This is a genomic window from Pseudarthrobacter sp. C1 (genome assembly GCF_034720455.1).
Classification (GTDB): Bacteria; Actinomycetota; Actinomycetes; order Actinomycetales; family Micrococcaceae; genus Arthrobacter.
On record NZ_JAYESK010000005.1, the window covers coordinates 328271 to 354469 of the forward strand.

Below are 26199 nucleotides of genomic sequence, written 5' to 3' on the forward strand. Positions count from 1 at the left end.
TGTTACTCCTCGCCGGTCTGGGCCTGCCCTTCCACCAGCTCGCGGACAGCTTCGATGAAAGTGTCACCGCGGTGAGCGTAGGAAGAGAACTGATCCATGGAAGCAGCTGCCGGGGCCATCAGCACAGTATCGCCGGAACCGGCCAGCTGGGCTGCTGACGCAACCGCCCGGGCCATCACCGGTTTCCCGGCCAGGGGGGAACCGGCCTGGATGCCGTCTGTTGCAGCAGTCTGCACCTGTCCAGTGTCACCCGCCGCCGGCTGGATCACCGGGACATCGGGCGCGTGTCGCGAGAGGGCGCCGGCCAGCGCGGAAGTGTCTGTTCCGATCAGGACCACCGCCTTGAGCCGGTGCGCGTGCTCCCGCACAAGGTCGTCGTAGGTGACACCCTTGGAGAGTCCTCCCGCGATCCAGATGACGTTGCTGAATGCAGCGAGCGAAGCGGCGGCCGCATGCGGGTTGGTGGCCTTGGAATCATTGATCCACAGGACTCCGTTGTGGCGGGCCACCGGCTGGATGCGGTGGTTCCCGGGCACGTAGTCCTGGATCCCCTGCCGCACGGCCCTGGGCTCCACGCCGTAGGCGCGTACCAGGCCTGCGGCCGCCAGTGCGTTGGCCACCATGTGCCGGGGTGCAATGGCGCCAAGGTCGGCCATCGAGGCAAGTTCCGCGGCGCTGTCCCTTCGCTCTTCGATGAATGCCCTGTCCACCAGCAGGCCTTCCACCACGCCCAGCATGCTGATGGCGGGGGTGAGGGTAGTGAAACCGACGGCCCGGCAGCCCTCCACCACGTCGGCGTTTTCCACCATCCGCTCGGTTTCAATCTGCTCGGCGTTGTAGAGGCAGGCTTTCTGGGTGCGTTCGTAGACCTTGGCCTTGTCCGCAAGGTAGGAGTCGTAGGAGCCGTGCCAGTCAACGTGGTCCTCGGCGACGTTGAGGCACACGCTGGCCACCGGCGAGAGGGATTCCGACCAGTGCAGCTGGAAGCTGGAGAGTTCGACGGCGAAAACGTCGTACTCGACCGGGTCCCGAATGGCATCCAGAATCGGCGTACCCACGTTGCCCACGGCGATGGCCTTCAGTCCGGCGGCGCGCAGCATGGATTCGGTAAGTCCCACCGTGGTGGTCTTTCCGTTGGTTCCGGTGATGGCCAGCCAGTCCGCTGTCTTGCGGCCCTCCCGCACGCGCACCCGCCAGGCGAGTTCAACGTCGCCCCATACCGGGATGTGCGCCCGCGCAGCAGCGGCCAGCAGGGCCTGGTCCGGACGCCAGCCCGGCGATGTCACGATCAGCTCCGGAAGTTTGCCGTCGATCTTTGGCAGGCGCGTCACTGCATCATCGCCGAGCAGGACGTCGGCGGCGCCGACGATCTTCAGGGTTTCAGCGTGGGCTTTCGCTGTATCGCTGGTGGCGGCGTCAACCACCACCACGCGGGCACCGAGTTCAATCAGCGTGTCAGCGGCGGCGAACCCTGACACGCCGATGCCGGTGACTGCCACCCGCAGCCCGGCCCAGTCTGAATCCCAGCTCACGAGCTCCTGGAGGCGTGGGGAAACGGTCACAGCAGCACAACCCATTCAGCGTAGAAAATTCCCAGGCCCACGGCGACGAAGAGCCCGCCGAGGATCCAGAACCGGACCACCACGGTCACTTCAGCCCACCCCTTCAGTTCGAAGTGGTGCTGCAGCGGCGCCATCTTGAAGACGCGTTTACCGCCTGTGGCTTTGAAATAACCCACCTGGATGATCACCGAAAGCGTGATCAGGACGAACAGTCCGCCAATGATCCCCAGCAACAGCTCCGTCCTGGAAAGGATGGCAAAACCTGCGATCGCACCGCCAATGGCGAGGGAGCCGGTATCCCCCATGAAGATCTTGGCCGGCGAGGTGTTCCACCAAAGGAATCCCACCAGGGCAGCGCTCATGATGGCGGCCAGCAGGGCCAGGTCCAGGGGGTCCCGGACCTGGTAGCACCCGCTGCCGGCTTCCCGGGGCGAGCCGCAGGCCTGGTTGCTCTGCCAAATGCCCATCAGCGTATAGGCGCCGAAGACCATGACCGAGGCCCCGGCCGCCAGTCCGTCAAGGCCGTCCGTGAGGTTTACGCCGTTGGTGGCGGCAGTGACGATCAGATTGGACCAGATGACGAAAAGGATGGCGCCCAGCACGGTTCCGCCGAAGGCGAGGTCCAGCCAGGGCAGGTCCCGGACCAGGGAGATCTTGGTGGAGGCCGGCGCGAGGCCGTCTTCATCCGGAAAGTTGAGGGCCAGCACAGCGAAGATGACGCCCACTGCTGCCTGCAGGATCAGCTTCGCCTTGGCGTTGAGCCCCAGGCTGCGCTGCCGCGAAATCTTGATGAAGTCATCCAGGAATCCGACAAGCCCCATCCCCACCATGAGGAACAGCAGGATCAGGGCGGAGGCGGACGGGCCAGGCGAATCCGGATTCACCATGAGCATGATGAGGTGCGTCAGGCCGTAACTCAAAAGGACCGCTGCCACCACGACGGTCCCGCCCATGGTGGGTGTTCCGCGTTTGGTGTGGTGGGAGGTCGGGCCGTCGTCGCGGATGAACTGGCCGTAGCCGCGGCGGACCAGGAGCCGGATGAACAGCGGCGTGCCCACCAGGGCGAAGAGGAGCGCCAGTCCGGCGCCGATCAAAAGTGCAATCACAGCTGTGTGCTCCTTTCATCGGCGGGCTGCGGGGTTTGTGGGGGTAATGCTATCCGATCGCCCAAATGGCGAAGTCCCACGCTGTTGGATGATTTGAACAGCACCAGGTCGCCGGGTTTGAGTTCCGCTGACAGCAGCTCGTACGCGTCGTCGGCGGTCTCGGCGAAGACGCATTCGTCACCCCAGGAGCCCTCCTGGACGGCGGATACGTAGAGGGCACGGGCTTCCCGGCCCACTACCACCAGCCGGGAAATGTTAAGGCGCACCACCTGGGTGCCCACGGCCGTATGCTCGCGGATGGAATCCTCGCCGAGTTCGAGCATGGCGCCCAGGACTGCCCAGGTGCGCCTTCCTTGGCCCAGGTCCGCGAGTGTGCGCAGGGCTGCGCGCATTGACTCCGGGTTGGCGTTGTAGGCGTCGTTGATGATGGTGACGCCGTCCTCCCGCTCGGTGCGCTCCATGCGCCACCGGCTGGCTGCCGTTTGGCCGCTGAGGGCCGCGGCGATGTCCGTGCCGGGAATTCCTGCCGCCCACGCGGCTGCGGCCGCTGCCAGCAAGTTGCTGACATGGTGGGCACCAATCAGGCGGCTGCTGACGTGGTGGGTCGTGTCCGCACCGGGAAGGAGGAGTTCGAATTCCGGGTGGCCCTCCGCGTTGGTGTCCGCATTGAGCGCCTGCACGCCGGCGCCGGGCCGGCCTTCGGCGGAGAAGCCGACGACGGACGCGGAGGTGCGTGCGCGCATGTCCGCCACCCTCTCGTCGTCGAGGTTGATGATGGCTGTGCCGGAGGCTGCCAGGCCTTCCACGAGTTCGCCCTTGGCGCGGGCGATGTTCTCCACTCCCCCGAATTCGCCGGCGTGCGCTGTCCCGACGCCGAGCACCACTCCGATGTCAGGCCTGACCATCTCGGCCAGGTACCTGATGTGGCCGATGCCGGTGGCGCCCATCTCGATCACGAGGTAGCGGGTGTCGGTTCCGGCGGTGAAGACGGTGAGCGGCACTCCGATTTCACCGTTGTAGGACCCCTGCGGCGCCACAGTGGCGCCGTGCCGGGAAAGTATGCCGGCAAGCAGGTCCTTGGTGGTGGTCTTTCCGGCAGAGCCGGTGATGCCGATGACAGTCAGTTCTTCGTTGGCCTCCGCGCGGGCGGCACGGATCCTCCGGACGGCTTCCGCGGCCAGCGCGCCCATCGCGAGCACGGCGTCGGGAACCACCACGGACGGGTACGGCGAACCGTCCGGTGCTGCCACTGGGCGCTCCACTAGTGCCAGGGCGGCACCGGCGGTGAAGGCGGCTTCGACGAAGTCGTGTCCGTCCGCATACTCGCCGGGTTTTGCGACGTAGAGCGATCCCGGCGTGGCTTCGCGGGAATCGGTGACCACCGACAGAGGCGTGATCCCGGGATCGGCGTCCAGGCGCCCTTTAGTGATGTCGGCGATTTCCGCCGCGGTAAATGCAATCATCTCGGTCTAGGACTCTATCCGGTCGTCTTGGAGAACGTTGAATCCCCTGGCTGTCAAGGCGCTGCGCAGTTCCACCCTGTCATCCAGTGCGAGGTTGACGCCTTTCACCTCCTGCCATACTTCATGGCCGCGGCCGGCAACCAGGATGCTGTCCTGTGGCCGGGCGAGTTCCACGGCTCGTTGAATGGCCTTGTCGCGGGGGAAAACCTCCAGCACCTCGCAGGGCAGGGACTCACTGGCCCGGGCTTCCAGCGCCCCTGCGAGGACGTCGGCGCGGATGGCTGCGGCGTCCTCGTCGTGGGGGTCGTCGTCCGTGACGATCACGGTGTCCGCAAGCCGGGCCGCGATCGCGCCCATGGCCGGCCGTTTGCCCTGGTCGCGCTGGCCTGTGGCGCCAAACACCACGATCAGCCGGGATTCCGGTTCGGCCGACCGGACGGCTTCCAGCGCCCTGGCCAGCGCGTCCGTGTTGTGTGCGAAGTCCACCACGGCGGCCGGCCGCTCGGAGACCAGCTGCATGCGCCCCGGGACGGCCACCGTGAAGGGGTCGCCCGCATGCAGGGCCGCCTGCAGCGTAGCGGCGTCAACGCCGCCTGTGAGGACCATGACCGCGGCCAGGGCTGCGTTGGCAACGTTGAAGGTCCCGGGAAGCCCCGTGTGGACCGTCAGGACAGTGCCGCCGGGCCCGCTGAGCGTGAACTCCGTGCCAAGCCCGCGGGGCTTTGCCTCCGTGACGGTCCAGTCGGCACTGTTTCCGGGCACGGTGGCGAGCGTGGTGACGGGCACCTGGGTGCTGGCTGCGAGGCGGCGCCCCCATTCGTCGTCGACCGTCACCACGGCCTTCCGCGCGCGGGCGGGCGTGAACAGTTCGGTCTTCGTGGCGAAGTAGTCCTCCATGGTGTGGTGCAGGTCAAGGTGGTCCTGGGTGAGGTTGGTGAACCCTGCAACGTCGAACTGCACTCCGTCCACGCGCTGGTAGGAGATGGCGTGCGAGGAGACTTCCATCGCGGCCGCAGCAAGTCCTTTCTCCCGCATCAGTGCCAGCAGCCCGTGGACTTCCGGGGACTCCGGCGTGGTCAGGAGGCTCGGAATCGGTTCGCCGCCGGCCAGGATCGCGATGGTCCCGATCAGGCCCGGCTTTTTGCCCAGGGACCGCAGCAGCGAGGTGATGAAGTAGGTGGTGGTGGTCTTGCCGTTCGTGCCCGTCACGCCGAAAAGCTGCAGCGCCGCCCCCTCCTGGCTGCCCCGGTAGATCATGGCGGACAGCGGGCCCACCACGTTCCGCGGGGCATCGACCACCAGCACCGGAACCGACGTGTCGGAGGACAAGGCCAGGAGGCGGGCACCGGCGTCGTCCGTCACAATGGCCGCCGCTCCCGCCGCAATGGCCTGGGCAGCGAAGTCGGCGCCGTGCCGGGTTGCGCCCGGAAGGGCGACGTACAGGTCGCCCGGTTCAACCGTCCGGGAGTTCAGGGAGATGCCGGTCACCGCCACGTCAGCGGAGGCTCCCGGAACTACGACGCCGACCGCCTCGCCGATGCTGTCCAGCCGGACGGCATCAACGGCGGACGGCCGGAAGCGGGGCTGGTCCGGTCCCAGCCGTGCGGGTCCTTGCAGGGCTTGTTCGTCCTGTGCTTGTTCGTCCTGTGCTTGTCCCTGCGGGGCTTGTCCCTGCGGGGCTGCATGATGGTGGGACGGGTTGAACTCTGACAAGGGATCTCCGATGGTGCTAGTGGACCGTGTCCGGCATGGATGAACCGTAGCAGCGGCGGCTGCTCCGGATGCTGCCGGGGTGTTACTTGGCGAACTGGGGCAGTCTGGCCGGCTCGCCCGTGGACGGCTGGACGTTGTAGGTCCGCAGTGCCTGGCTCATGACCGACCGGAAGACCGGCCCGTTGGTAATCCCGTAGATGCTGCCCTTGGGCCGCTGGAGTACCACCTCCACAATAAACCGCGGATCATCCATGGGTGCCATGCCCACCATTGAGGCCGTGTAGCCGCAGAACCCGGACTTGCCGTCGTCGCAGGGAGACTCGGAGGTGCCCGTCTTGGCTCCCACCCGGTACCCGTCGATGGCCGCGTCCTTGATCTGGCCCTCGGTGACTGCGCTTTCGAGGATGTCCTGGACCTGCTGGGCGGTGTCCTCGGAAACGATCTGCCGCGGCTCCGCGGCCGGAACCTTTTCCTCTGTTCCGTCAGCGGAGACATAGGAGTCGATCAGGCGGGGCTGGAGCATCACGCCATTGTTCGCGATGGACTGGAACGCGCGCACTGTCTGCAGGGTGGACTGCGAAACCCCCTGCCCGAACAGGACTGTATATTCCTGCCGGCCGTCCCACTGTTCCCAGGGCGTCAGGATGCCGGAGGCAGTGGCCGGCAGTCCGATGTCCGGGGCTTCGCCCACCCCGAACTTCTTCAGCCAGTCGTAGCGCTGTTCCTTGCTCAGGCGCTGCCCGGCCATGACGGTGCCGGTGTTCATCGAATAGCCCAGGATGCCGGCCAGGGTCCGCTCCTCGGTTCCATGGGCAAAGGAGTCGCTGAAGGTCTGCCCGTCCACCGTGTAGGTGGGTCCGAGGGTGAACGTGTCCAGCGGCTTGGCTTTGCCCTCTTCGATGAGCGCCGCCGCCGTCATCATCTTCTCAACCGAACCGGGCTCGTAGGCGGCCGTAACGGCACGGACGCCGCGGTCCTTGGCCGCTACCCGGCCAGGGTCATTCGGATCCGGCGAATTGGTGTCGGCCATGGCAACCAGGTTGCCCGTCTTGACGTCCATCACGATGATGACGCCCCACTCGGCGCCCAGTTTGTCGGACTGGCTCTGGATCGCCTGCTGGGCGAAGTACTGGAGGTCCGAGTTGAGGGTGAGCTTGACGTCCTTCCCGTCCTGCGGGGGCGTCAGTTCGTCAACCCCCACGGGGATCCGCAGGCCGTCCGCACCGATCTCAAAGAGCCGTTTGCCGTCCGAGCCCTTCAGGAGTTCGTCCTGGGTCTGTTCAATGCCGGCCTGGCCGGTGGTGCCGTCCTGGAGGAAGCCGATGATCCCGCCGGCAACCGACCCGTTGGGATAGACGCGCTTGCTGATGCCTTCGGTCACGATGCCGGGAATCTGGAGCTGCGAGATGCGGTCCTCGACATCGGGCTTTACGTCCTTGGCCACGATGTAATACGGCTGCTGCCCGGTGACGGCCTCGCGGATGGCGTCCTTCTCCATGCCCAGGGCAGCCGCCAGTTCCGTCAGCCCCTGTTCCCGGCTGACATCAACCAGTTTCTCCTTGGCGTCGTCCAGGCGCTTGAAAGTCTCCGTTTTTGTGTTGACCCGCTGGTCCACCACCACGTTGTAGCGGATCACGCTGTTGGCCAGCACGGTGCCCCGGGAGTCCAGGATGCTGCCCCGTTCCGCCGGCAGGACGGTCTGTTTCATCCGGCTGTTGAGGGCGGCTTCCGCCATGCCCCCTACATCGAGCCCCTGGACGAGGAAGAGTTTGCCGCCCACCACCAACAGGAGCGTCAGCATGATGCCAAGCCCCAGGCGCAAGCGCTTGGTGGCATTGGGCACCTTGCTGTTGACTGCCTTGCCGGACCTCTGCGCCACCGTGAAATTCCTTGCTGCTCGACCCTGCTGCCTGTCAGACCTGCCGTTTTACTGCCCGGGCACCTTCTGCTCGGGTGCGGGGACGGATCCGCCGTGGAGCTCCACTGCTGCAGCAGCCGCTGCGGCAGCCGCCGCTGCGGGAAGGCCGGCAGGTGGACCGGCAGGCGTGGCCGCATCCGGGGTCGCTGCTTTGGAGCCCGCAGCATCAGCCGCTGCAGCACCCTGGGCTCCCGCCTCTGCCGGTTTGCGGCTTGCCAGCGGTTCACCCCTGGTTGCCGGCGGAACCACAATCAGCTGCCCTGCCACGGCAGGTGCGGGAATAACGGCCCCGGCGGGACCGCCCTTAACTGCCGGTGTCGCCTTGCCCGTGACCGTCAGGGTGGACAGGTCGATCTGGCCCTTGACCGTGGAGGCCACCATACCGAGCTCCGAAGCTTTGGCCGCCAGGTTCTGGGGCGCTTCGAAGTTCTGCACCTGCTGGGTGAGGTCCTGGTTCTGCTTGGTCAGCGTGCTCTGCCGTGCCCGCAGCTCCACCAGCTGGTACTGCGCGGTGGACACGGAGATGTTCAACACCAGCACGGCCACCAGGGCCACGGCAAGCAGGGCGAAGCAGAGCACTACGAATGGTGCGCGGCGCTTGCGGGGTACGGTGCGCACCACTGACAGCGGAGTCCGGCCCTTCCGGCCGTCCGCGGGGGTGTGTGCCGGAAGGGCCCTGCCGGCCGCCGAACTGCCGGACGCGGCGGGAAAGTTCTTGACGGCAGCGGTGCTCATGCAGCTCTCCTGGCTCTGATTCGTTCCGCCGCGCGCAGCCTTGCTGATGCAGCGCGCGGGTTTTCGGCGATCTCGACGGCGGTGGGCACCTCGGTGCCTTTGGTCAGGGTCTTAAGTTCGGCCTTGTGTTCTTCCAGCTCCACCGGGAACCCGAGCGGAGCTGAGGATTTGGAACGTGCCTGCAGGACGCTCTTGACGATCTTGTCCTCGAGGGAGTGGTAGGACATGACCACGATGCGCCCGCCCAGGGCCAAGGAGTCGACGGCGGCAGGCACGGCGCGTTCAAGGACGTCGAGTTCTTCGTTCACTTCGATCCGCAGCGCCTGGAAAGTGCGCTTGGCGGGGTGCCCGCCGGACTTGGCCGCCGCTGCCGGAACTACCGCCCGGATCTGCTCCACGAGTTCTCCGGTGGTGGTGAAGGGCTTGGTGGCACGGGCGGTGACAATCCTGTTGGCGATCCGGCCGGCGAACTTCTCCTCGCCCCACTTCCGGATGATCCGGACGAGTTCCTCTTCGCTGTAGTTGTTTACTACGTCTGCCGCGGTCTGCCCACGGCTGGTGTCCATCCGCATGTCCAGCGGGGCGTCGAAGGAGTAGGCGAAGCCGCGTTCGCGTTCGTCCAACTGGAGGGATGACACTCCGAGGTCCATCAGGATTCCGTGGACTTCAGCGACGCCCAGGTCCGCCAGGACGTCCGCTATCTCGTCGTAAACGGCGTGCACCAGGTCCGTGCGGGCGGCGAAAGGGGCCAGCCTCTCCCCGGCGAGGGCGAGTGCTTCCTCGTCCCTGTCTATGCCGATGAGGTGCAGGTCCGGAAAGCGCTGCAGCATGGCCTCGGAGTGGCCGCCCATGCCCAGGGTCGCGTCGACGGCCACCGGCGTTTCGCCGCGGAGCCTGGCCGCCTCGAATCCAGGTGCCAACAAATTGATGCACCGGTCCCGCAGGACCGGCACATGGCGTTCGGACGTTGGCTTGGGGTGTTCGTTCATGCCTCGTCCTTTCTCGCCGTTGGTGTCACCTTGTGGTGGCTTCTGGGACCAGATCCCCATCCGCGCCTATCGTCCGCCAGCCTGGCTCCGGGGAAGTGAGCCAGGATGGCCAGCCGATGGGCGGCTGGAGATCTCATCCAAGAAGCTGCCTGCTGTCCTGTTCCGGTCAGAGAATGCCCGGAATGGGGTCATCAGTTTCAGAGAAGGCTGTTTCCTTCTCCGCGAGGTATTCATTCCAAGCCTGGGCGTCCCAGATCTCGGCCCGGGATCCGGCGCCTATCACGGCGAGTTCCCTGCCGAGGCCTGCGTATTCCCGGAGCGCGGGTGGAATGGTAACGCGCCCCTGCTTGTCAGGTACCTCGTCAGAGGCTCCAGAGAGAAAGACGCGGATATAGTCGCGTGCCTGCTTAGAGGAGATTGGCGCCTCCCGCATTTGCTCGTGGACCCGCGCAAATTCCTTCTCGCTGAAGACGTAGATGCAACGTTCCTGGCCCCTTGTGAGCACCAGCCCGCTGGCAAGTTCCTCCCGGAACTTGGCGGGGAGAATGATCCGTCCCTTTTCATCCAGACGTGGCGAGTGAGTGCCCAGAAACACTGGCCCACCGCCTGTCCGCTGTCAGGAACTGCACATCCCCTATGTTGCAACCACCCTCTTATGTCCTCCACATTACTCCACTTTCCCCCACAGTCAACGCGAACGCGGCCCGATGGCAGGTTATTTATGGGAAAAGAACGCCGGAATTGCAGGGATTCCTGCCGGTGGTGGAAAGTGGAGGACTTTTGCCCCACGGGCTGACGGCAAGTTCCTGGCGCCGGCATCACCTGCCGGCAAAACTGCTGGTGATCGCCCGGCATGCGCCGCATCCACGACGTTCTTCAATTCCGGCCGTATTTATCGGGCGCGTTTTAAATGCGGAAAGACCCGCAAAGTGCGGGTCTTTTCGCCTGCCCCCTCCAACAGGGAGCGAAGTGGAGGTGCCGGGAGTAATTCGGCGGGAGGCGTTTAGGGTTCTCCCCTGCGCCTTTCATCCCACCGTTCCTCAAGGCTGCTCATAAAGGAACTCCTGGACTTCCCCGGCTTTCGGCCGCCGGCCTTGGATCCCGGCTTCGCCCCGGCCGAACTGCTCCGCATGGTGGCGAAATAGACGCCGCCGCCCATCACCACAAAGCCCAGGACTCCGACGAAGATGTTTTGGAGAGTGACACCCACGAGTAGCAGGAAGACGCCAGCCAGGGCGCAGAGGACGCCAATCACCACGTGCCTCGTGGACCATGAACGCCCCGGGTCTGAACCCATGGAATTCGCGAACTTCGGGTCGTCCTCGTGAAGCTGCTTCTCCAGCTGCTCAAGCAGCTTCTGTTCGTGCTCCGACAGCGGCATCACGACCTCCTTTTGTAGGCCAACGTCCGGGCTGATCCCAGCCACTACTTCTGCACCCTTAACGGCTGTTATGCCTAAGAGGTTCCCGCTCCGCCGGCAAAAGCGGAAATCGGTAACCCGGCATGCCGTCGCAGGAGCGGGAGCATGTCCAAGAGGGTCCGGCAGTAAGTCCAGTCACTCGAAAACTATGTATATCTAAGGATAGTTTGTCGAGGGCTGTTCTGAAAGACGGAAAAGACTTTGGCGGCGGCCCCGCCAAGGCTTCCGGCGGCCGTTATTCGGGGGTGTTTCCGGGCTCCATGAGGCGGGCGGGAAGGACGGACTTGCTGCCGAATTTGCGTGCCACTTCGTCGAGTGCCTGCTCAGCCGCCCGCCAGTTGTCGTCCCGCCGGTCGATGCTGAGCTGAAGCGAGGTCCGGGCAGCGTCTTCGAGCTGCTCGGCGCGCACCCCCACAAGCCGAACGGTCATTGCCCTGTCCCCCACGGACTCGAGCAGCTGCAGGGCGACTGCGTAGATCAGCTGGGCGCTGTCCACGGGAGTCTGGACCGTCCTGCTGCGCGTGATGGTGGAGAAGTCCGCGAACCGGAGCTTCAGGGCGACGGTCCGGGCCACCATGCCTGAACTCCTCAGGCGCGCGGCCGTGCGGTGGGAGAGGCGCAGCAGTTCCCGGTGGAGCAGGGCGTCGTCGGCGGTGTCAACGGCAAACGTTTCTTCCGCCCCGATACTCTTCTCCAGCCGGACCGGGGTGACGGGCCGGGGGTCTATGCCCCAGGAAAGCTGGTGGACGTGCTCCCCCGTGGCGCCCAGCATCTTCTTCAGGGAAGAGACCGGCGTTGCCGCCACGTCCGCAACGGTCCTGATGCCCATCCTCGCGAGCACCTCCGCCGTCTTGGCACCTACTCCCCACAGGGCGCCGACCGGCAGGCTATGAAGATACGGCACGGTCTCATCGGGCGCGATCATGAGCAGTCCGTCCGGCTTGCAGCGGGTGGAGGCAATTTTCGCCACGAATTTTGATTCCGCTATCCCCACCGACGCCGTGATGCCCAGCTCAGAGCTAACCTGCCGCCGGATCATTTCCCCAATTCCCTTCGGCGCACCCAGGCGTCTGATGGCGCCGGTGACGTCGAGGAAGGCCTCATCGACGCTGAGGGGTTCGACGAGCTCCGTAATGGATTCGAAAATGCCCATCAGCTGGGCGGACACTTCGTAGTACAGCTTGTGGCGCGGTTCGATGATGACCGCGTGGGGGCACATGCGGGCGGCCACGGCCATCGGCATGGCCGACTTCACGCCGAATGCCCTGGCTTCGTAGGAGGCTGAGAGGACCACGGAACGGTCCGCGGGGAACCCGACGATGACGGGCCTGCCCATGAGTTCAGGACGGGTCCTCAGCTCCACCGAGACATAGAAGGCATCCATGTCCACGTGCATGATGCACTTGCGCCTGCGTCCCGGAAGGCGCGCTCCGGGCGGCTGGTTCTTACCTTCGGGCCCCACGGCTGCAATCCTATCCGTTTTGTACTGACTAAACTGGAGGCTGAATCCGGCATCAACACCAGGAGGAATGTCCCTGTGACGGTCTTTGGAAACCTTAAGCCAGCAGGGTTGGCAGTATTCGCTGCCGGCGCGGCTTTGCTGCTTGCAGCCTGCAGCCCGACTCCGTCAGCAGCCCCGGATCCTTCTGCCTCCGCTTCGACTCCGGGAACTGCCGGATCAACCATCACAGCTTCCCCCAGCCCCTCCGCGTCGCCCAATACCTCGGCGACCGTCGGGGCGGTGGTGGAGGGCTTCCCGCAGCAGCTCCTTCCCCTTATGCCGGGAGCCAAGGTGGTATCGAGCAGTTTTGACAAGGCGTCAGCCCCCGCCACTGCCGCCCTGGTGGGAAGCATCGCAGCCCCCACCGCTGCGGTTGTGGACTATTACACCAAGGCCCTTGAAGGGCAGGGCTTCAAGGCAGTTCCTGGCGAAGCCGTGGGAGCAGTGGCGTCCAAGGACTTTGTCCGCGGGGACAACGAAACGGTCAACCTCTCGGTGGTTGAAGCTTCGGGCGTTGCCACATTCACCATCGGCGCCAACGTGGCAGCTGAGTCCGCCAAGTGACGGCAGCGGAACAGCTGAGGAATGAACAGGCAGACTTCGTTGCGGCGGTTGCCGGCGAGCTGACGGGGTTCCTCACCTCCCGGCAGGCCATCATGTCCGGCATCTCTCCGGATATCGAACCCCTTATGGGTTCCATCTCCAACCTGGTCACGGGCGGTAAGCGCCTGCGCGCGCTGATGTGCTACTGGGGCTGGCGAGGCGCGGGCGGACAGCCCGCCGCACAACAGGTGGTGACCGCAGGCGCCGCACTGGAATTGTTCCAGGCGGCGGCCCTGATCCACGACGACATCATCGACCGGTCGGATACCAGGCGGGGCGGCCCAAGCGTCCACCGCCGTTTCAGCGAACTGCACGGGTCGCGGGGCTGGGCGCTGGACAGCGAACGGTTCGGGCACGCGGCGGCAATCCTGACAGGTGACCTGTGCCTCTCCTTCAGCGAAGAGGCGTTCACGGACATTGGCGAGCGGGCAGCCGCCGGCACCAGGGCCAGGCTGATTTTCAACCTCATGCGGGCGGAGGTGATGGCCGGCCAGTACCTGGACATCCTGGAAGAAGTTGCCGGTCCGGTAAGGGACCGGGCCGGGGCCGTGACCCGCGCACAGTCCATCATCCGGTTCAAGTCCGCAAAATACTCCACGGAGCATCCACTGGCCCTGGGTGGAGCATTGGCAGGAGCCTCGGATGAGCTGCTCCGCGGCTACTCCGCTTTTGCGTTGCCCTTGGGCGAAGCCTTCCAACTCCGGGACGACGTGCTGGGTGTCTTCGGTGATCCGCTGACAACCGGCAAGCCTGCCGGGGACGATTTGCGGGAAGGAAAGCGCACTGTGCTGGTTGCCCTGGCGCTGGACCAGGCATCGGCAGCCGAGTCTGCCTTCATCGATGCCAGGCTTGGCAGCCCGGACCTCTCCGAAGAGGACATCCTTGAACTCCGGCGCATTATCGAGGAATCCGGTGCGTTGGCGGCCACCGAAGTCCTCATCAATGAATTTGGGGCGGCCGCATTCGAGGCGCTTGAATCGCTCCCCCTGGACGAACTGCCGAAAACCGCCCTGCGGAGGCTGGCTGAAGCTACAGTCAGCCGCGCCTCCTGAGCAACCACGCTTTGTTGGCCGGGGATGGCGGGCTTTTGGTGTTGCCGAACATCCCCGGCCAGTGGTTTACCAGGCGAGGGTTTGGGCCCGTCGCCTGATTTCCGTTTTGCGGCCCTCGCGCAGGGCGTCAATGGGCCGTCCCCGCAGCGATTCATCCGGGGTAAAAAGCCAAACGATCAGGTCCTCATCGGAATACCCGGCGTCAGCCAGGACAACAATCGTGCCCTTGAGGCTGTCTACAACCTGGCCGTCCTGGATAAACTCGGCCGGCACGGAACGGATTCTTCGTTCCCCGACACGCAATGCCGCAAGGGCACGCTCATCAAGCAGGCTGTGAACCCTGGTGATGGAAACATCCAATAAACGGGCGACGTCGGGTAGGGGCAACCATTCGCCCACAAGCTCTTCTACATTACTCACGGATCAAGGTTGCCACGCTGTGCGCCCTGCCGCCTAGTCGATACCCCTATAGGGCGCTCCTGACCTGCAGACACACCCGGAATTCTTCCTTGCGGCCATTCCCGGAATTCTTGTGCTATTTCGAAATCCGTGAGAGATTCTCATTGACCACATACGTAACAAAATTAACAGCAGTAACAGTAGTATCGAGAAATGACAGCGGCACCCCCGCCCGCGCCCGCAGTTGAGAAGAGGATTCTTTCCATGACGATGTCCCGCTCGCACAAGCAGCCCCCCAAGCCGAGCCTGCCAATGCTTGCTGCCACCACTGCGGCGTTGCCAGCGGTTGTATTGTCATCCTTGGCCTTGGCCCAGCCCGCTGCAGCCGTGCAACCAGTCCGTGCCATCCCGGGAACGCTTGCCGCAGCCATGAAAGCCCAGGCTGCAAAAGCCACTGCGGCGGTCATCCCCGCCTCCGCCGTGTCCACTGCCATCCCGGCCGCCTTTAGGCCTACCCAGCCGCAGGCGCCCGCCGAGTACACCATTGCGCGCGGCGATACCATCAGTGCGATCGCTGGAAAGTTCGGCCTCAACACCGCTGACATCCTGAAACTGAACAACCTCCAGCCGAACACCATCATTTACCCGGGCCAGAAGATCAAGCTCTCAGGCTCAGCCGCTGCGCCGGCCGCCCCCGCTGCCGCTCCTGCACCTGCCGCTCCCGCTCCCGCCGCGGCATCCGGTGCCACCTATACCGTCAAGGCAGGCGACACGCTGGGCGCCATTGCGGCCCGGCATAACGTGGGCCTGGCTGACGTATTTGCCTGGAACAACCTCAGCATGCGCTCCATCATCTACCCGGGCCAGAAGATCAAGGTGGGCGCCGGCGAAACTGCCCCGGCCCCCGCTGCCGCTCCTGCTTCGGCAGGCCTGGCCTCAACGTCCGCGCCGGCTGCGCCGGTACCGGCGGCTCCGGCTCCGGCGCCGGCTTCCGGCTCCTACACGGTGAAAGCCGGAGATACCCTTTCGGCCATCGCCACGCGCCACGGCGTAAAACTCTCCGAACTGCTCTCTGCCAACCGCCTGAGCATGACCAGTGTCATCTACCCGGGCAACAAACTGGCCATCCCTGGAGCCTCGGCCCAGCCGGCGGCCCCGCAGCCGGCTGCCTCAGTGACGCCCCTCGTCCCAAGTTCATTCCTCGGATTCAGTTACCCTTCTGCGGTGGTCAGCTCGGCCAACGAGAACAAAGCCCTGTTGAACGCCTCTCCGGTGCCCTCCCGCAGCGAAATGCGGAACATCGTGGCTGACACCGCGCGCAGGATGGGCGTGGAACCCTCGCTCGCCCTTGCATTTGCGCACCAGGAATCCGGGTTTGACCAGCGCGCAGTGTCTCCGGCGAACGCCATCGGAACCATGCAGGTCATCCCGAGCTCCGGGCAGTGGGCATCGGATCTGGTGGGGCGCAAGCTGAACCTCCTGGACCCCTACGACAATGCAACGGCCGGCGTCGCCATCATCCGCCGTCTCCTCGCCACCAGCAAGGACACGGACACTGCCATTGCGGGCTACTACCAGGGCCAATACTCAGTGAGCAAATACGGGATGTACGACGACACCAAGGCCTACGTCGCCGCCATCAAGGCCCACCAGAAGAACTTCGGCTGACCTGCACCGCCCGGCACCACCCGCAGCCGGCTCGCAGGAAGATTTGACTTGGGTCCGGACCGGCAACGGTTCGGGCCCGTTTCATTGCGGGGACTAGGATCGAAGGGTGCAGGAACACGTGTCAGACCCCCTTGTTGGGACACTGGTGGACAACCGGTATGCCGTCAGGTCCAAGCTTGCGCGGGGCGGAATGTCCACTGTCTACCTGGCCACGGACCAGCGGTTGGAACGGGACGTGGCGCTCAAGGTGCTGCATCCGCACCTTTCGGCAGACGAGAATTTCCTGGGCAGGCTGGGGCGGGAGGCGAAGGCGGCAGCCAGGTTGTCCCACCCCCATGTGGTGGGGGTGCTCGACCAGGGGAACGACGGCCGTACTGCGTATCTGGTCATGGAATACATCAGGGGCCACACCCTTCGTGACGTCATCGCCGAGAAGGGTGCGCTGCCGCCCCGACTTGCCCTCGCGCTGATCGACCCGGTGGTTGAAGGACTAGGCGCTGCGCATGCCGCCGGCTTCATCCATCGTGACGTCAAGCCGGAAAACGTCCTGATTTCCGACGATGGACGGATCAAAATTGGAGATTTCGGGCTGGCACGCGCCGTCACCACTTCCACGAGCACCGGCGCCCTGCTCGGAACAGTTGCGTACCTCCCCCCTGAGCTCGTCCTTGGAAAGCCGGCGGACGCGCGCAGCGACATCTACTCCGTGGGCATCATGCTGTTCGAAATGCTCACGGGGCAGCAGCCGTTTAACGGCGATGTCCCCATCCAGGTGGCGTACCAGCATGTGAACGGGACAGTGGGACCGCCTTCGGCCCTGGTTCCCGGACTGGCTGCTGAAGTGGACGAGCTGGTGCAGTGGTGCACCTCCAATGATCCGGAAAACCGGCCCGTGGACGGGAACGCGCTGCTCCAGGAGCTTCGGCATATCCGGACCAACCTCACCGATGCGGAGCTGGACCTGCATCCGCCGGCGGCTGCGGCCGGAGGCGCCATGGCCCACTCCCAGGTTCCCGCACCGCCCACCGATCCCGGGCGGTTCCAGGATCCTGGCCACCAGAACCCCACAGAGGTAATCGGCCGGGCCAACAATCCAACAACTGTGATGCCGTTCGGCAAGCCGGCTGCGCCCGCCTACCCGCCGTCACAGGGCCAGCCTCGTTACGCCGGTCCTGCCCAACCCGAAGCTGCCCGGCACACCCTCACACCGCCCGGCGACGATGTCGAGCCGTGGTCTCCACCGCCTCCGACGCTGGGCAAGCGCGCCCAGCGCAAGGCGGACAAGGAGGACGAGAGGGCACGGGCCCGTGCGGCCGCCACCCCGGCCCGTACGCTGCGTGAGGGCAGCCCGCGCCGCCGGGGAATCCTGTGGATAGTTGTCCTGCTGATTGCTGCCCTCCTGGCAACCGGGGCGGGCTGGTTCTTCGGCATGGGCCCGGGCGCCGCCGCCACCATCCCTTCCGTGGCCAACAAGACAGTGGCGCAGGCACAGCAGCTCCTGGACGAGGCCGGGTTCCGGTCCACCACCAAGGACATTTTCGACGACGACGTGCCCTCAGGCCTCGTGGTGGGCAGCGAACCCGCGGCGGGCGCCGAAATCCGCAAGTTCCAGCCGGTCTCGCTACTTGTTTCCAAGGGTCCCCAGCTGTTCCCGCTGCCGAAGCTGGACGGCGGCACCTTGGAGCAGGCCAAGACTGGCCTCAACGCGGCGGAAATGGCGCTCGGCCCGGTGACGGAACAGTTTCATGAGAAGGTCCCTGCCGGCACAGTCCTGTCCCAGGACCCCGCTCCCGGTACGGCCGTCCGGCATGGCACGCCCGTCAGCCTGGTGGTTTCAAAGGGTCCCGAGCCCATTCCTGTCCCTTCGGTGGTGGGCCAGGACGAGAAGGATGCCGTTGATGCCATCGAGGAGGCCGGCCTCACGGCTGAGGTTGCGCGCGAGGAAGTGTTCAGCAGGGACGTCCCGAAGGGCGCGGTTGTCAGCCAGGCTCCGGCTACCGGAACGCTTACCCGCGGCGGCACCGTCACGCTGACCATTTCCAAGGGACCCCGGATGGTGCAGGTGCCCAGCTTCATCGGCAAGCAGGCCGCTGATGCCCGGAAGGCCTTGGAGGGCCTGGGCTTCCAGGTACGCGTGAACAATATCCTGGGCGGCTTCTTCGGCACGGTCCGGGACCAGGATCCGGTTAACAAGGAGGTTCCGGAGGGATCAGTCGTTACCCTGACGGTGGTGTAGCCGGACCTGCCGGCCGCACCACCGTTCACGTGGGAAGTGCGCGCCGCCTAGTGCTTGGCGAGGGCGCCGGCCACCAGGAACGCCATTTCCAGCGACTGCATGTGGTTCAGCCGCGGATCGCAGACTGACTCGTAGCGGTCCAGGAAGGCGTCCTGGTCCACCGGGTCGGCGCCGCCAAGGCACTCCGCGACGTCGTCGCCGGTCATTTCAACGTGCAGGCCGCCGGGAACGGTGCCAAGGGCGTGGTGCACTTCGAAGAAGCCGCGCACTTCGTCAATGACGTCGTCGAAGTTGCGTGTCTTGTACCCGTTGGGGGACGTGACGGTGTTGCCGTGCATGGGGTCGGTAACCCAGAGCACCTGCGCGCCTGACGCGGTGACCTTCTCGACGACGGCGGGCAGCTTCTCGCGGATGTTGCCCGCACCCATGCGGGTGATGAAGGTCAGCCGGCCGGGTTCGCGCTCCGGGTCAAGCTTGTCAATCAGGCGGAGAGCATCGTCGCCGGTGGTGGACGGGCCCAGCTTCACGCCGATGGGGTTCCGCACCCGCGACAGGAAGTCGACGTGCGCGTGGTCCAGTTCGCGGGTCCGCTCCCCGATCCAGAGGAAGTGCGCGGAGGTGTCGTAGGGGAATCCGGTGCGGGAATCGATCCGGGTCAGCGCGCGCTCGTAGTCCAGCAGCAGGGCTTCGTGGCTGGCGAAGAACTCGACGCGCTTGAGCGCCTCAAAGTCGGCGCCGCAGGAGGCCATGAACTTGATGGCGCGGTCAATGTCGCGGGCCAGGGACTCATAGCGTGCGTGTGCCGGGTTCTCGGTGAAGCCCTTGTTCCACTGGTGCACCGAGCGCAGGTCGGCGAACCCGCCCTGGGTGAAGGCGCGGATGAGGTTCAGCGTGGAAGCGGACGTGTGGTAGGCGCGGAGCATGCGCGAGGCGTCGTGGCCCCGGGACTCCGGCGTGAAGTCGTACCCGTTGACGATGTCGCCGCGGTAGGCGGGCAAGGTCACGCCGTCGCGGGTTTCGTCGTTGGAGGAGCGGGGCTTGGCGAACTGGCCCGCCATGCGGCCCATCTTGATGACCGGCATGGCCGCACCGTACGTGAGCACCACAGCCATCTGGAGGATGGTCTTGACGCGCGCGCTGATCTTGTCCGCCGTCGCGGCCTCGAAGGTCTCCGCGCAGTCACCGCCCTGCAGGAGGAAAGCCTTGCCCTGGGCAGCGGCAGCCAGGCGTTCGCGGAGGACGTCCACCTCGCCGGCGAACACCAGGGGAGGAAGTACGGAGAGCTCCTTCACGGAGGCTTCAAACACGTCCCGGTCCTGCCAGCTGGGCTGCTGGGAAATGGGGAGGTCCCGCCAGTCGTCGAGTCCGGGATAGTTGGCTGCTCCGCTCTGGGCGGTGCTGGACAGCGAAAAGGCGGGTTTTGCAGATAGCTCAGTCACCATCTAAGACTAACGGTCGCGCCGGGCCCCGGGACACCGTACCGTCACGCACCCGCCCGGGCGCGTCACAACCGCTTCACTCCCTGGCGGCAGCCCCGCCGTCGTCCTCCGCTTTCCGGAGGCCTCCGGCGCCTTCCGCCGGGCCCGCATCGCCGGACGGACTCCCGGCCCCGGCCCCGGCAGGCGCCGGCGACACCAGGGGTTCCGCGGCGGCCACGGGTTCGGGGGGCTTTCCCGCCAGCCGGAGCTTCACGACGGCGGCGTACTCATCCACGTATTCCTGCCCGGAGAGCCGCATCAGTTCGAACATGATCTGGTCCGTGACTTTCCGCTGGATATCCCGGTCCTCTGCCTGGTCCCGATACCGGCTGAAGTCAAGCGGCTCACCAAAGATCATGCCGATCCTGCGGATGTTTGGCAGCCGCTTGCCGATGGGCTGCACCTTGTCCGTGCCGATCATGGCCACCGGAATCACCGGAACTCCGGCCTGCAGCGCGAGCCTGGCCACGCCCACCTTGCCCCTGTACAGCTTCGAGTCCGGACTCCGGGTGCCCTCGGGGTAGATGCCCAGCAGGCCGCCGTGGTTGAGGACCTCCATTCCGGCACTCAGCGAGGCGGCCGATGCAGCCCCGCCGGACCGGTCCATGGGCAACTGGTTGGTCAGGCGGAAGAACAGCGCGGTCAGCCTGCCCTTGATCCCGGTTCCGGTGAAGTACTCCGATTTGGCCAGGAAGACCACGGGGCGCCGCACCATCAGCGGCATGAAAATCGAATCGGAAAACGACAGGTGGTTGGAGGCGATAATGGCCGCGCCCTCGGCAGGAATATTGTCCAGCCCCTTAACCCAGGGGCGGAAAAGAAGCTTCAGCACAGGACCAAGGAAAATCCGCTTCATGACCCAATAGAACACGTGAGAAACCTCTCCGGAAGGCGGCCCCCGGACCCCGCGTCGGGCCTGGCCAGCAGTTCAATGCAACCCTACTCTAGTGAGATTTGTCCGGAACAGTGACACGATGGAGGCATGAGCGAAAGCAGCACCCCGTCCCCTCCTGCCGCTTTCAGCTATCCCGGCCACGGAACCAATGCACGCACCGGTGTGGCCATCTGCCACGGCTTCACCGGCAGCCCGCTCAGCCTGCTGCCGTGGGCTGAGCACCTCGCTTCGCAGGGTTATGCGGTCACCGTTCCCCTGCTGCCGGGCCACGGAACCGACTGGCGCCAACTGGCAGGGACACGCTGGGGCGACTGGTACCGCAGCTTTGAGGCTGCCTACCTGGAGTTGGAAGGACGGACCGACACAACCTTTGTGGCCGGACTCTCGATGGGCGGCGCCATAGCGCTGCTGACCGCTTCCCGGCACAACGTGGCCGGAGTGTCCGTGGTCAACCCGGGCCTGAGTTTCTACGACCGGCGGGTCCGGGTGATCGGCGTACTGAAGTATTTCCAGCGGACAACCCTTCCTATCCAGGAGGAACAGCCGACGGCGGCAGCCACCAATGACGGCGACTATTCACGCACTCCCCTGGCGGCAGTGCACGAACTGAAGAGACTTTTTGGTGCGGCGGCGCGGTGCCTGCCCACGGTGGCTGCCCCGGTCCAGGTGTTCAAGTCGCGCACGGACGCGGTGGTTCCGCAAACTTCGCTGGCACTGCTCCGAAAAGGCCTGGGCGGAAACCTTGCTGAAGTGGTGGACCTCCACAGCAGCGGACATGTGGCTACGCTGGACGTGGACGCGCCGGAGATCCATGCAAAATCCAGCGCTTTCTTCCACGCCCTCGCCCGCCAGAAGACCTCATTGGAGACCCCATGACCTCCGGCCCGGACCACAGCCCGTTCAGCAGCAGTTCCATCGGCGACGGGCCCCGCGTCGGCGTGGTCCTCTCACATGGCTTTACCGCCAGTCCGCACGGACTGCGCGCCTGGGCCCGGAGCCTGGCCGATGCCGGCTTCGCCGTCCGTATGCCCCTGCTGCCCGGCCACGGCACCAGCTGGCAGGAACTCGCACGGACGCGGTGGCAGGAATGGCACAGGGCGTTGGACGAGGCCTACCTTGAACTGGATGCGGACTGCGACTATGTCTTTGCGGCCGGGCTGAGCATGGGCGGGGCGCTGGCGCTGCGGATTGCGGCCACCCGGCCCGTGGCCGGCGTGATCGTGGTCAACCCGGGGCTGGTCATCGATGACCCGCGCGCACCGATCGCCGGGATCCTGAAGCTGGTGATGAAAAGTACGCCGGCCATCGCCAACGACATTCTCAAGGAAGGCATGGACGAGGGCGCCTACCCCCGGACCCCGGTTGCTGCGGCGCACGAAGTCAACAAGATGTTCAAGGACACCATCAGGCTCCTTCCCCGGATCACGGCCCCGGTCAAGGCCTTCCGCTCCACGGTTGACCACGTGGTGTCCGACTCAAGCCTCGTGGCGCTCCGCCGCGGGCTCACCCATGCTCCCCTGGACCTGGTCTACCTTGAGAACAGCTACCATGTGGCAACCCTGGACAATGATGCCGACCGGATTTTTCAGGGATCCGTTGAGTTCATCCGCTCGGTTGCTTCCGGCGGGGCTCCCGGGCGTTCAACGGCAAGTGCGCCCTCAACGCTGGAGGTCGCGTCCCATGAACAGGCCTGACCCGGGCTCCCCTGACCAGGGCGCCAACCAGGATGACGCCGTCTGGCTGGACCTGGTGGCCCGGCTGGAAGCCGATTCCCCCGCCGGAGGCACCGGCAGCGCCAACGGCGCCGGCACCGATCCGGGCGCTGCCGCCGCTCCACGGGACGATTCGACGGCGGGTGGACGGCCAGCCTCGTTCCGGGACTTCGATCCCTTGGGCCTGGCTGGCGCGGCACCTGCCGAGATGTCTGCGGCCGAACGGCAGGCTGCCGGGGACGACGCAGGCACAGGCGCAGACGCAGACGCTCCAGCCGGGCCACGCGACTATGACGTGGACGGGGAAGACGGTGCGTTCGTCCCGGAGGAACCACCCAGCCTCGCCGGTACGGATCCGCTGACCATGCTTGCCTGGCTCGCCGCCGTGGGCGGACCGGTGGCGCTGCTGTTCTCAGCGATGTTCTGGCGCTCCGCGCCGCTCCTGGCAATCGTGGGAATCGTCGCCGTGTTCGTGCTGGGAACCGTGTACCTGATCATGCAGCTTCCGCAGGAGAAGGACGAGGACGACGACGGCGCCCGCGTCTAGCGGCGCGTCCTGCTGCTGACGCGGGACAGATCGGCAGCACCGATGAGTCCGGCATTCGGCCCCAGGGCCGCCAGCTGGATCCCCGCGGCAGGCCTGAAACCGCGGCCCGTCAGGTTGCGGGCGAAAGCTTTGCGGGCAGGTTCCACCAGCAGGTCCCCTGCCGAGCACAGGCCGCCGCCGATGACGAAAAGTCCCGGGTCCAGGGCGGCAGCAAGGTTGGCGAGTCCCAGCCCGAGCCACTCCCCTACTTCCTCAAGCAATTCACGTGATACCGGGTCGCCTGCCAGCGCCAGTTCCGTCACGATCGCACCGGTGATGGCCTCGGTCCGCCCGCCCACGGCCGCTATCAGGTCCTGCGCCACCGGGGAGTTGGCCCGCGCCAGGATCCTTGCTTCCCGGCCCAGCGCATTCCCGGAGGCGTACTGTTCCCAGCAGCCGCGGTTTCCGCATTCGCAGCGGTGCCCGCCCGGCATGATGATCTGGTGCCCGAATTCCCCTGCCACACCGAAACGGCCGCGCTCCACCCTGCCGTCCATCACCATGGCACCGCCGATGCCGGTACCCAGCGTGATGCAGACCAGCCGGTCTTCCCCCTGGCCCGCACCGAAGCGCCATTCCGCCCACGCGGCGGCGTCGGCGTCGTTGGAAAGGAGCACCGGCCGGCGCAGGAGCCGCTGCAGGTTGGCGCGTAGTGGTTCATTGCGCCAGGCGAGGTGGGGGCTGAAAAGCACCGTCCCGCCGTCGAGGTCCATCCACCCTGCGGCGCCGATGCCCACGGACCAGATCCGGTGCCCCTTGCCCAGTTCCTCGACCAACTCCACGATGACCTTTTCCACTGCCCGGGGATCGCTGCCGGGGGTGGCACGCCGTGCCTCGCTGAGGATGCGGCCGTCTGCATCAACGACGCCGGCGGCCACCTTCGTCCCGCCGATGTCGATCCCAATGGCGAGGCCCTTGCGGCCGAGGCGCAGGTGCTCACGGAAGCCTTCGCCGTCGTGCCGCGTCCTTGCCCTGGAAGTGGTGGGCCGGCGCCTCCAGGGGGCAGGTCTTCTGAGGGGCCCGGCCTGTTCGCCGGGGGGCGGTACATACATAATCCCCCATTCTAGGTGCGCATATTCCGCCGAAGCCCGCGGCAGCCACGGATGCCGCCCGCGTGTCTTCCGGCGTCGTTGACGGGAAAGTTACTGGCCAGTAACTTTATATACTGCACGGCCCCGCACCGGCGTACTAGGCTTTAGGCATGCCCCCGTGCGGGACCTCGGATATCAAAGGAGCTATAGTGCGCGAATTCAGTGTTCCGCCTCTTGTTGTAGTCCCACCGGAAACCAACATCACCGATCTGGTGCTGCGGCAGGCAGCCAAGGCCGGCAACCCCGCACTCTTTTCGCGGCGCGACGCCTCCGGGTCCTGGCAGGACATTTCCGCCACTGATTTCGTGGCCGACGTCCGGGCACTGGCAAAGGGGCTGATGGCCAGCGGAGTGGGTGCCGGCGACCGCGTGGGCATCATGTCCCGCACCCGGTACGAATGGTCCCTGGTGGATTTCGCAATCTGGTTCGCCGGCGCCGTCTCCGTCCCCATCTACGAAACTTCCTCGCCCTCCCAGGTGGCCTGGAACCTGGGCGACTCCGGCGCGGTGGCCGCTTTCGGCGAGGCAGCCCACCATGAGGACATCATCCGCCAGGCGGTAACGGCGGAAGGCCTGGCATCCCTCCAGCACGTGTGGCAGCTGGAAGGCGAGGGACTTGACGCCCTCCGCGAAGCCGGCCGGGAGGTCAGCGACGAGGATCTTGAAGCCCGGAGGAAAACAGCCACCCTGGGTGATACCGCCACCATCATCTACACGTCCGGCACCACAGGCAGGCCCAAGGGCTGCGAACTGACGCACGGCAACTTCGTCGAGCTTTCCGACAACGCACTGGCCATCATTGGCGAGATCGTCCACGAGAACGCGAAGACCATCATGTTCCTCCCGCTGGCGCACGTCTTTGCCCGCTTCATCTCCGTCCTGGCCATGGCTGCCGGCACCACCGTGGCGCACACACCGGATATCAAGAACCTCCTGGCGGACCTCCAGAGCTACGAGCCCACCTTCATCCTGGCGGTGCCGCGGGTCTTCGAAAAGGTCTACAACTCTGCCATGACCAAGGCGGAGGACGCCGGCAAGGGAGCCATCTTCCATAAGGCAGCCGATACCGCCATCGCCTTCTCCAAGGCACGGCAGGAGGGCCGCGTCGGCCTGGGCCTCAGGCTGCGCCACGCACTGTTCGACAAACTGGTCTACGGCAAACTGCGGGCCGCGATGGGCGGCCATGTTGCCCATGCGGTGTCCGGCGGCGGCCCGCTGGGCGAGCGGCTGGGCCACTTTTTCCAGGGCATCGGGCTGCAGGTGCTTGAAGGCTACGGCCTGACGGAAACCACGGCACCCATTACGGTGAACACCCCGTCGCTGATCAAGATCGGGTCCGTGGGAAAGCCCCTGCCCGGAAATGCCGTGAAGATCGCCGAGGACGGCGAGATCCTCGCCAAGGGCGTGTGCGTAATGCGCGGCTACTACAAGCGGCCCGACCTCACCGGCGAAACGTTCGACGACGGATGGTTCCGTACCGGGGACATCGGCCGGCTCGATGACGACGGCTTTGTGTGGATTACCGGGCGCAAGAAGGAGATCATTGTCACCGCGGGCGGCAAGAACGTCATCCCCGCCCTGCTCGAGGACCAGATCCGGGCCGATGCGCTGGTCTCGCAGGTGCTGGTGGTCGGCGACAACCGGCCGTTCATCGGCGCCCTGGTCACGCTGGACCAGGAAGCCCTGCCCGGCTGGCTGCAGCGGCACAACCTCCCGGCAGACACTTCCCTGGCGGACGCCGCCAAGAACCCGGTAGTCAAGGCGGCAGTCCAGGACCTGATCACGGCCGCGAATGCGTCGGTTTCCCAGGCCGAGGCCATCAAGTCCTTCCGCATCGTGCCGGCCGACTTCACCGAAGCGTCCGGGCACCTGACGCCGTCCATGAAGGTCAAGCGGGCCCAGGTCATGAAGGACTTCGAAACTGTCATCGAGGAGATGTACAGCTCGCCCCGTCCGTAGGAAGCGCCGCAAAGAGGCAGGGCCCGGTCCGGCAGCGTGCGTAAAAGGGGCCCCGCGCCCCCGCTCGCCGCGAAGCGGCCTTAGCAGGGCGGGGGGAATAGCACGCAGAGGATC

At 65.7% G+C, this 26199-nt stretch carries 22 protein-coding genes; 8 read left to right on the top strand and 14 right to left on the bottom strand.

Features of this window, described 5'->3' with window-relative positions:
* Window positions 1–2: 2 nt before the first annotated feature.
* The 10 genes from murD to dinB all read right to left on the bottom strand — a co-directional run bounded on the left by murD (window position 3) and on the right by dinB (window position 12368).
* The gene (murD, locus tag U7114_RS11245; protein ID WP_323057390.1) at window positions 3–1577 is read right to left on the bottom strand and encodes a UDP-N-acetylmuramoyl-L-alanine--D-glutamate ligase; all 1575 of its coding nucleotides are present in this window, start codon (window positions 1575–1577) and stop codon (window positions 3–5) included.
* Window positions 1559–2668, bottom strand: a complete 1110-nt coding sequence (mraY, locus tag U7114_RS11250) for a phospho-N-acetylmuramoyl-pentapeptide-transferase (RefSeq protein ID WP_321215926.1) — start codon at window positions 2666–2668, stop codon at window positions 1559–1561. Before mraY ends, murD begins: the two co-directional genes overlap by 19 nt.
* Window positions 2665–4131 carry a UDP-N-acetylmuramoyl-tripeptide--D-alanyl-D-alanine ligase gene (locus U7114_RS11255; protein WP_323057391.1) on the bottom strand — a complete coding sequence of 489 codons (1467 nt, stop codon included), beginning with the start codon at window positions 4129–4131 and terminating at the stop codon, window positions 2665–2667. The genes mraY and U7114_RS11255 overlap by 4 nt, the downstream gene beginning before the upstream one ends.
* 6 nt (window positions 4132–4137) lie before the next feature.
* Window positions 4138–5748 carry a UDP-N-acetylmuramoyl-L-alanyl-D-glutamate--2,6-diaminopimelate ligase gene (locus U7114_RS11260; RefSeq protein ID WP_323057419.1) on the bottom strand — a complete coding sequence of 537 codons (1611 nt, stop codon included), beginning with the start codon at window positions 5746–5748 and terminating at the stop codon, window positions 4138–4140.
* 178 nt (window positions 5749–5926) lie between these two features.
* Window positions 5927–7723, bottom strand: a complete 1797-nt coding sequence (locus U7114_RS11265; RefSeq protein WP_323057392.1) for a penicillin-binding protein 2 — start codon at window positions 7721–7723, stop codon at window positions 5927–5929.
* Window positions 7724–7771: 48 nt separating this feature from the next.
* Entirely contained in the window at window positions 7772–8497 is a 726-nt protein-coding gene (locus tag U7114_RS11270) for a hypothetical protein (RefSeq protein WP_321215923.1), read from the bottom strand.
* The gene (rsmH, locus tag U7114_RS11275) at window positions 8494–9486 is read right to left on the bottom strand and encodes a 16S rRNA (cytosine(1402)-N(4))-methyltransferase RsmH (RefSeq protein WP_323057393.1); all 993 of its coding nucleotides are present in this window, start codon (window positions 9484–9486) and stop codon (window positions 8494–8496) included. The genes U7114_RS11270 and rsmH overlap by 4 nt, the downstream gene beginning before the upstream one ends.
* A gap of 166 nt (window positions 9487–9652) precedes the next feature.
* On the bottom strand, window positions 9653–10081 hold the full coding sequence (gene mraZ, locus U7114_RS11280) for a division/cell wall cluster transcriptional repressor MraZ (protein ID WP_009358613.1): 429 nt from the start codon (window positions 10079–10081) through the stop codon (window positions 9653–9655).
* A gap of 408 nt (window positions 10082–10489) precedes the next feature.
* Window positions 10490–10867, bottom strand: a complete 378-nt coding sequence (locus U7114_RS11285) for a DUF3040 domain-containing protein (RefSeq protein ID WP_157238514.1) — start codon at window positions 10865–10867, stop codon at window positions 10490–10492.
* Between the two features lie 274 nt (window positions 10868–11141).
* Window positions 11142–12368, bottom strand: coding sequence for a DNA polymerase IV (dinB, locus tag U7114_RS11290; protein ID WP_321215921.1), 1227 nt, complete (start codon window positions 12366–12368; stop codon window positions 11142–11144).
* Between the two features lie 75 nt (window positions 12369–12443).
* Here dinB and U7114_RS11295 point away from each other — a divergent pair, with 75 nt between their 5' ends.
* A complete protein-coding gene (locus U7114_RS11295; RefSeq protein WP_323057394.1) occupies window positions 12444–12971 on the top strand; it encodes a hypothetical protein in 528 nt (175 codons plus the stop codon).
* Entirely contained in the window at window positions 12968–14062 is a 1095-nt protein-coding gene (locus U7114_RS11300; RefSeq protein ID WP_321215919.1) for a polyprenyl synthetase family protein, read from the top strand. Before U7114_RS11295 ends, U7114_RS11300 begins: the two co-directional genes overlap by 4 nt.
* Before the next feature lie 66 nt (window positions 14063–14128).
* On the opposite strand, the gene U7114_RS11305 is transcribed toward U7114_RS11300, so the two are convergent.
* On the bottom strand, window positions 14129–14482 hold the full coding sequence (locus U7114_RS11305) for an Rv2175c family DNA-binding protein (RefSeq protein WP_321215918.1): 354 nt from the start codon (window positions 14480–14482) through the stop codon (window positions 14129–14131).
* A 243-nt stretch (window positions 14483–14725) separates the two neighbouring features.
* Between U7114_RS11305 and U7114_RS11310 the strand changes: the two genes are divergently transcribed.
* Together U7114_RS11310 and U7114_RS11315 are read left to right on the top strand one after the other, a co-directional pair.
* On the top strand, window positions 14726–16129 hold the full coding sequence (locus tag U7114_RS11310) for a LysM peptidoglycan-binding domain-containing protein (protein WP_323057395.1): 1404 nt from the start codon (window positions 14726–14728) through the stop codon (window positions 16127–16129).
* A gap of 106 nt (window positions 16130–16235) precedes the next feature.
* Window positions 16236–18365, top strand: a complete 2130-nt coding sequence (locus tag U7114_RS11315; protein ID WP_323057396.1) for a Stk1 family PASTA domain-containing Ser/Thr kinase — start codon at window positions 16236–16238, stop codon at window positions 18363–18365.
* Window positions 18366–18412: 47 nt separating this feature from the next.
* Here U7114_RS11315 and U7114_RS11320 read toward each other — a convergent pair whose 3' ends face one another.
* Together U7114_RS11320 and U7114_RS11325 are read right to left on the bottom strand one after the other, a co-directional pair.
* Window positions 18413–19807 (bottom strand): class II 3-deoxy-7-phosphoheptulonate synthase, encoded by a 1395-nt coding sequence (locus U7114_RS11320; protein WP_104997491.1) that lies wholly within the window; start codon window positions 19805–19807, stop codon window positions 18413–18415.
* 73 nt (window positions 19808–19880) lie between these two features.
* Window positions 19881–20714: a lysophospholipid acyltransferase family protein gene (locus U7114_RS11325; protein ID WP_323057397.1), complete on the bottom strand. Its 834-nt coding sequence runs from the start codon at window positions 20712–20714 to the stop codon at window positions 19881–19883.
* 111 nt (window positions 20715–20825) lie between these two features.
* Between U7114_RS11325 and U7114_RS11330 the strand changes: the two genes are divergently transcribed.
* From U7114_RS11330 to U7114_RS11340, 3 genes are read left to right on the top strand one after another with little or no spacing between them, the layout of a single operon-like run.
* Window positions 20826–21614, top strand: coding sequence for an alpha/beta hydrolase (locus tag U7114_RS11330; RefSeq protein WP_323057398.1), 789 nt, complete (start codon window positions 20826–20828; stop codon window positions 21612–21614).
* Complete coding sequence (locus U7114_RS11335; RefSeq protein ID WP_321215914.1) at window positions 21611–22432, top strand: alpha/beta hydrolase; 822 nt, start codon at window positions 21611–21613, stop codon at window positions 22430–22432. The genes U7114_RS11330 and U7114_RS11335 overlap by 4 nt, the downstream gene beginning before the upstream one ends.
* Window positions 22419–22997: a hypothetical protein gene (locus tag U7114_RS11340; RefSeq protein ID WP_321215913.1), complete on the top strand. Its 579-nt coding sequence runs from the start codon at window positions 22419–22421 to the stop codon at window positions 22995–22997. The genes U7114_RS11335 and U7114_RS11340 overlap by 14 nt, the downstream gene beginning before the upstream one ends.
* Here the strand turns inward: U7114_RS11340 and U7114_RS11345 are convergent.
* Window positions 22994–24088 (bottom strand): ROK family glucokinase, encoded by a 1095-nt coding sequence (locus U7114_RS11345; RefSeq protein WP_157238521.1) that lies wholly within the window; start codon window positions 24086–24088, stop codon window positions 22994–22996. The genes U7114_RS11340 and U7114_RS11345 overlap by 4 nt on opposite strands.
* A 188-nt stretch (window positions 24089–24276) precedes the next feature.
* On the opposite strand from U7114_RS11345, the gene U7114_RS11350 reads away from it, so the two are divergent.
* Complete coding sequence (locus U7114_RS11350) at window positions 24277–26085, top strand: AMP-dependent synthetase/ligase (RefSeq protein ID WP_323057399.1); 1809 nt, start codon at window positions 24277–24279, stop codon at window positions 26083–26085.
* The last annotated feature ends 114 nt before the right edge of the window (window positions 26086–26199 follow it).

Excerpts from the sequence above, each read along its gene's own strand:
- murD (WP_323057390.1), bottom strand. The coding sequence starts at position 1,577 with ATGGGTTGTGCTGCTGTGACCGTTTCCCCACGCCTCCAGGAGCTCGTG.
- U7114_RS11255 (WP_323057391.1), bottom strand. The coding sequence starts at position 4,131 with ATGATTGCATTTACCGCGGCGGAAATCGCCGACATCACTAAAGGGCGC.
- U7114_RS11270 (WP_321215923.1), bottom strand. The coding sequence starts at position 8,497 with ATGAGCACCGCTGCCGTCAAGAACTTTCCCGCCGCGTCCGGCAGTTCG.
- rsmH (WP_323057393.1), bottom strand. The coding sequence starts at position 9,486 with ATGAACGAACACCCCAAGCCAACGTCCGAACGCCATGTGCCGGTCCTG.
- U7114_RS11285 (WP_157238514.1), bottom strand. The coding sequence starts at position 10,867 with ATGCCGCTGTCGGAGCACGAACAGAAGCTGCTTGAGCAGCTGGAGAAG.
- U7114_RS11310 (WP_323057395.1), top strand. The coding sequence starts at position 14,726 with ATGACGATGTCCCGCTCGCACAAGCAGCCCCCCAAGCCGAGCCTGCCA.
- U7114_RS11320 (WP_104997491.1), bottom strand. The coding sequence starts at position 19,807 with ATGGTGACTGAGCTATCTGCAAAACCCGCCTTTTCGCTGTCCAGCACC.
- U7114_RS11330 (WP_323057398.1), top strand. The coding sequence starts at position 20,826 with ATGAGCGAAAGCAGCACCCCGTCCCCTCCTGCCGCTTTCAGCTATCCC.
- U7114_RS11335 (WP_321215914.1), top strand. The coding sequence starts at position 21,611 with ATGACCTCCGGCCCGGACCACAGCCCGTTCAGCAGCAGTTCCATCGGC.
- U7114_RS11340 (WP_321215913.1), top strand. The coding sequence starts at position 22,419 with ATGAACAGGCCTGACCCGGGCTCCCCTGACCAGGGCGCCAACCAGGAT.
- U7114_RS11345 (WP_157238521.1), bottom strand. The coding sequence starts at position 24,088 with ATGTATGTACCGCCCCCCGGCGAACAGGCCGGGCCCCTCAGAAGACCT.